Genomic DNA, 5,617 nt, shown 5'->3' with positions numbered 1-5,617 from the left:
TGACGACGAGTACCGCTCCCTCGCCTCCGACCTGGACGTCGTCGGCCACGAGATGACGCACGGCGTGGTCGAGCACACCGCCGACCTCGTCTACGCCGGTCAGTCCGGCGCCATGAACGAGGCCATCGCCGACTACTTCGGCAACGTCATCGACGTCACCGTCAACCGCACCTCCATGACCGACCCCGAGGCCGGCCTCATCGGCGGCGACCTCTGCCGGACTCGGGCGCCGAAGGACTGCGCCTTCCGCGACCTCAACGACGGCGCCACCACGAAGGGCTTCCTCGGGCTGCCCCTCGGCTCGTCCTACGACAACGGCGGAGTGCACGTCAACTCCACGATCTTCAGCGGCGCGCTGTGGGACATCCGCGAGAGCCTCGGCGGCGAACTCGCCGACAGAATCGTCTACACGGCCCTCACCTCCTACATCACCCCCCTCGACGGCTTCGACGAGGGCCGTGACGCGGTCATCGCCGCCGCCAAGTCGCTGCACGTCAAGGGCGACCGCCTGGCCAAGGTGAAGAAGGCCTTCGACGCCCACGGCATCGTCCCCGGCTGGGAGCAGGACCTGGGCCTCGACAGCGACGTGCTGATGGGCCGGCTCGGCACCCTGATGCAGTACGTCGGCACCGGCAACAGCCCCAGCGCCCACGGCGACTGGTGGGCCGCCCCCAAGTCCAGCGCCGACGGCACCGAGCCGTACGCCGTGTGGACCGGCCGCACCGACGGCAAGGGCAAGCCCCGCCGGATCTCCCCGGTCGACGGACGCTCCCACCTCAGCCCGGTCACCGACGGCAAGCGCGTGGTGTGGGTGGCGGTCGGCGACGTCCCCGGCGACGACCCCTGGCTGCACACCTACGACGTCCTGTCCGCGCCCGTGGGCGGCGGCGCCGTCACGACGCTGTACAGCACCACCTCGGAGATCAGCGGCCTGAGCGTGGACGGCGACACGGTCGCCTGGTCCCGCCGTGACGAGGCGACCTCGCTGCAGCGGGTCCTGTACCTGAAGGGCGGCGACACCACACCGCGTCAGGTGCCGCTCGGCCGGGACTACAACCAGGCGGTCGAGCCCGCCGTCAAGGACGGGCGCATCGCGTACATCCACGACGGCATGTTCGACGGCACCTACGGAGTCGTCGTGGAGGTCTTCGACACCCGGACCGGGAAGACCGCCACCCTTGGCGCGCCCTCGCAGCCGGAGTGGATCAGCACGCCGGTGATCACCGCTGCCGGGGTGTACTGGCTGATCGACACCGACTACACCGACGACGACTTCACCACCTTGCGCCGGGCGTCCGTCGACGGTTCCACCGTCACCGACGTCATCGCGGAGAAGGGCCCGCGCCCCGTCCGGGCGTTCGGCCTCACGGCGTCGGACACCGCGGTCACGCTGACCGTGTACGCCTCGTTCTCACAGGTCTTCGACGACTACAACGACTCGCTGGCCAAGCTCCACCAGTTCACCCCGCAGGGCACCCCGCTCGGCCGGGTCTCCTGCAGCAAGGGCCAGCAGTCGAACGCCGCCGCAGGCACCGGCAGCCGCGTCCTGTGGATGGACACCACCACCACGGACACCGACCTGGTGACCCGGGCCCGCCCCGCGGGCACCTGCCGCTGAGCGGCCGCGACACCGCACCACCCCGACGGGGGCCAGGACCGGCACACGCCGGACCGGGCCCCCGCCGGCCTTTCCGCGAGGCGTACGATCATCACGCGGGGCGCGGACGTACAGGGGTGGCAGGCTGCATGGATGTCTCATCGGGCGGTCCTTGGGCGGGGACGGGGCTGGGCCCCCTGGGCGGCCGGGTCCTGGAGTACCTGGTGAGCCATCCCTCGGCGGACGCCGCCGCGGTGGCCGAGGCGGTCGGCACGTCCGCCGACGAGGCCGAGCGGACGCTGCGGGGCCTCGAGGACGAACTCCTGGTCATCCGCATCCCCGGTGGGTCCTCGCGCTGGAAGGCCGGCCCGCCGCGCTCCTCACTGGGTTCCCTGCTCGCCCGCAGGCGGAGCGAACTGGCCCGTACCGAGCTGTTCATGGAGCAGCTCGACGAGCTCTACCGCTCCGTCGCGCACCCCGGCGCGCCGAACCTGGTGGAGGTCCTGGAGCACGGCGACGAGGTCGCGGCCCGTTACGCGTACCTGCTGAAGGGCAGCAGGAGCGAGGTGCTGCACCTGGCCAAGCCGCCCTACGTGACCGGCACCGAGGACGACTCGGGCCACCGGGACCCGGACCGTACCGCCGTCGCCCCGGGCGTACGGCTGCGGTCGGTGTACGAGGCCGACGGCTTCACCGACGAGGTGTCCCTGGAGACCGCGCTGCGCGGCACCGCGGTGGGCGGTGAGTTCCGCCTCGGTACCCGGCTCCCCGTCAAGCTGGCGCTCTTCGACCGGACCGCCGCCCTCCTCCCGCTCCAGGGCGACCGGCCCTCGGCGGGATCGCTGGTGGTGCACTCCCCGGCCCTGATCGAGGTGTGCGTCGCGCTCTTCGAGGGCATCTGGGAACGCGCGACACCGGTCTCACTGGAGAGCCGCCAGGACTGGCCCGTCGCGCGCCGCGAGCGGGAGACCGTGGAGACCGACGAACGGACCCGGGAGATCCTCCACCTCATGGCCACAGGGATGAAGGACGACGCCATCGCCAGGGTGCTGGGCGTGAGCCGGCGGACGGTGCAGAAGCACGTCAGTGAGGCGGGCACCGCCCTCGGCGCCCGGACGAGGTTCCAGATCGCGCTCCTCGCCCATGAACGCGGCTGGCTGGACGGCTGAGCCGGCCGCCCGCGGCCCCGCCCGGCCGTTTGGCCTGCGCTATACGCGGTGTTTGCCGATATAAAACGTTCAATCACTGTATACGGCACATACGGGTGCAAACCTGGAGTGTATGCGTATTTCGGAGCTGTCGAATCCGTATGGCGCGACCGGCGCACGACCGACCGCGGGCGAGATCGTGGACCGGCCCTGGCACATGCTGATCGGCGGGGAGGCGACCGACGCGGCCTCGGGTCAGACCCTGGACGTGGTCAATCCCGCGGACGAGACGGTGGTGACCCGGATACCCCTCGGCGGCGTCACGGACGTCGACGACGCGGTGGAGGCGGCCCGTACGGCGGCGCCCGCGTGGGGGGCCAGCTCCGTGACGGAACGGGCGCGGGTGCTGGTCGCCCTCGCGGAGGCGATCGAGGAGCACGGCGAGGAACTGGCCTGGATCGACACCATCGACAACGGCAGCCCGGTCGCGGTCATGCGGGGCGACTTCCGCGTCGCCGCCGCCCAGCTGCGCTACTTCGCCGGACTCGCCCTCCAACTGCGCGGCGAGACCGTCCCCATGGCCGACCACGACGCGCTCGACTACACGCTGCGTGACCCCTTCGGCGTCGTCGGGCGGATCATCCCGTGGAACCATCCCCTGATGTTCGCGGCCGCCCGCATCGCCGCGCCGCTCCTCGCAGGCAACACCGTCGTCCTGAAGCCCGCCGAGGCGACCTCGCTGTCCGCGCTGCGGCTGGGCGAACTGGCCGCGGGCCTCGTACCGCCCGGGGTCCTGAACATCGTGCCGGGCCTGGGCTCCGTGGCGGGCGAACGGCTGGTGACCCATCCCGACGTCCCGCGCATCGCGTTCACCGGCTCGTCCGCCACCGGACGCCGCGTCCAGGCACGCGCGGCGAGCGCCGCGGTCAAGACGGTCACCCTCGAGCTGGGCGGCAAGAACCCGCTGGTCGTCTTCGCCGACGCCGATGTGCACGCGGCCGTGGACGGCGCGATGGCGGGCATGAACTTCACCTGGCAGGGCCAGAGCTGCGGCTCCACGTCACGCCTGCTGGTCCACCGCTCCCTGTACGAGCGCGTCGTCAAGGAAGTGGGCAGGCGCATGGACGCCATGCGCCTCGGCGACCCGGCCGACCCCACCACGGGCATTGGCCCCCTGGTCTCCGAGGAGCACTACCGCAAGGTGACCTCCTACATCCGGGCGGGACTGTCCGACCCCGCCCTCCGCCTCGTCGCGGGCGGCAGCGCCCCGCACCGGCCCGGCTACTACGTACGGCCCACCCTCTTCGCGGCCCACGCCGGCCCCTCCGGGCCGCTGTTCCGGGAGGAGATCTTCGGGCCGGTGCTGGTGGCGGCGCCCTTCGACGCGTACGACCAGGCGATCGCCGAGGCCAACGCACTGCCGTACGGCCTGACCGCCAGCGTCTGGACCACCGACCTGCACACCGCCATGGCCGCGGCCCGCGACCTGCGCGCCGGCTACGTGTGGATCAACGCCAGCTCCGCGCACATCCCCGGGACCGCCTTCGGCGGGGTGAAGAACTCGGGCGTCGGCCGGGAGGAGGGCATCGAGGAGCTGGAGTCCTACACCCAGCCGAAGAACGTCTACGTGCGGTTCTGAGTCCGCTCCGCACCACCGGGCCGGACGGCCCTCCTCGCCCACCCTGACCCCCGCTGCGGCCGGCCACGCCCGCTCGGGGGTCGCCGCTGCTCCGAGCCCCGCCGACCGCCCCGCCGACCGCGCCGACGTGCCACGTCACCCCCGTCACCCGTTCGGCCGGGCGGCGTCAAAGTGGCGTCAAGCCGCTCCGGGGCCGCGTCAGGAACCCGCTAACGAAGCTCGTCGGGGGCACTGCGGGGCGCTTCGCTACGTACACCGGTTTTTCACCGGCGCCGCGGGCCCGACCGGGTACGCGGCATCGTCCCCACACGACTTCCGGGGTGTCTCCGCATGCCAGATGTGGCCTTCATCGTCCTCACCGTCGCTGTCTTCGCCGTGCTCGGCCTCGTGGCCAAGGGGGCGGAGCGGCTGTGAGCATCGAAAACGTCGTCGGACTCGTCGTCGCCGTGGCCCTGGTCGGTTACCTGGTGCTGGCACTGATCTACCCGGAGAAGTTCTAGTGAACGACACCCTCGCGGGCTGGCTCCAGATCCTCGCGCTGGTCGGCGCGCTGGCCCTGACCTACCGGCCGCTGGGCGACTACATGGCCCACACCCTCACCTCCGCCAAGCACCTGCGCGTCGAGCGCTTCGCGTACCGGCTCGGCGGGGTCGACGGTGACGCGGACCAGAAGTGGTCCGTCTACCTGCGGAGCGTGCTGGCCTTCTCGGCCGTCTCCGTCCTCTTCCTCTACGGCTTCATGCGGCTGCAGAACCACCTGCTGCTGTCCATAGGCATGCCCGCCGTGACGCCCGGCGTGTCCTTCAACACGGCCGCCTCCTTCGTCACCAACACCAACTGGCAGTCCTACTCCGGTGAGTCCACGATGGGCCACCTGGTGCAGATGTCCGGTCTCGCGGTGCAGAACTTCGTGTCGGCCGCCGTCGGCGTCGCCGTCGTCGCGGCCCTCATCCGGGGCTTCACCCGCAAGAAGACCGACCGAATCGGCAACTTCTGGGTGGACCTCACCCGGATCACCGTGCGCGTGCTGCTCCCGCTCGCCTTCGTCTTCGCGATCGTGCTGGTCGCCGGCGGCGTCGTGCAGAACTTCCACGGCGTCGAGTCGATCTCGACCCTGGTCGGCGACCACCAGAGCATGACCGGTGGCCCGGTGGCCTCCCAGGAGGCCATCAAGGAGCTGGGCACCAACGGCGGCGGCTTCTACAACGCCAACTCCGCCCACCCCTTCGAGAG

Annotated in this window: 5 protein-coding genes; all 5 read left to right on the top strand. The window is 71.4% G+C overall.

The window, feature by feature from the left end:
• Positions 1–1,618, top strand: a 1,618-nt coding sequence (locus PV350_RS43890; protein ID WP_500338968.1) for a M4 family metallopeptidase, incomplete at its 5' end; no start/stop codon positions are given.
• Positions 1,619–1,746: 128 nt separating this feature from the next.
• Positions 1,747–2,766, top strand: coding sequence for a helix-turn-helix transcriptional regulator (locus PV350_RS43885; RefSeq protein ID WP_500338966.1), 1,020 nt, complete (start codon positions 1,747–1,749; stop codon positions 2,764–2,766).
• A gap of 112 nt (positions 2,767–2,878) precedes the next feature.
• Positions 2,879–4,384 carry an aldehyde dehydrogenase family protein gene (locus PV350_RS43880; RefSeq protein ID WP_500338964.1) on the top strand — a complete coding sequence of 502 codons (1,506 nt, stop codon included), beginning with the start codon at positions 2,879–2,881 and terminating at the stop codon, positions 4,382–4,384.
• A gap of 410 nt (positions 4,385–4,794) precedes the next feature.
• The gene (gene kdpF / locus PV350_RS43875) at positions 4,795–4,884 is read left to right on the top strand and encodes a K(+)-transporting ATPase subunit F (protein ID WP_326579416.1); all 90 of its coding nucleotides are present in this window, start codon (positions 4,795–4,797) and stop codon (positions 4,882–4,884) included.
• Positions 4,884–5,617 (top strand): potassium-transporting ATPase subunit KdpA (locus PV350_RS43870; RefSeq protein ID WP_500338963.1); only part of this gene is annotated, 734 nt, incomplete at its 3' end. The genes kdpF and PV350_RS43870, both read left to right, overlap by 1 nt.

Source organism: Streptomyces sp. PA03-6a (genome assembly GCF_033792765.1).
GTDB lineage: Bacteria > Actinomycetota > Actinomycetes > Streptomycetales > Streptomycetaceae > Actinacidiphila.
This window is presented reverse-complemented; position numbering and strand designations above follow the sequence as displayed.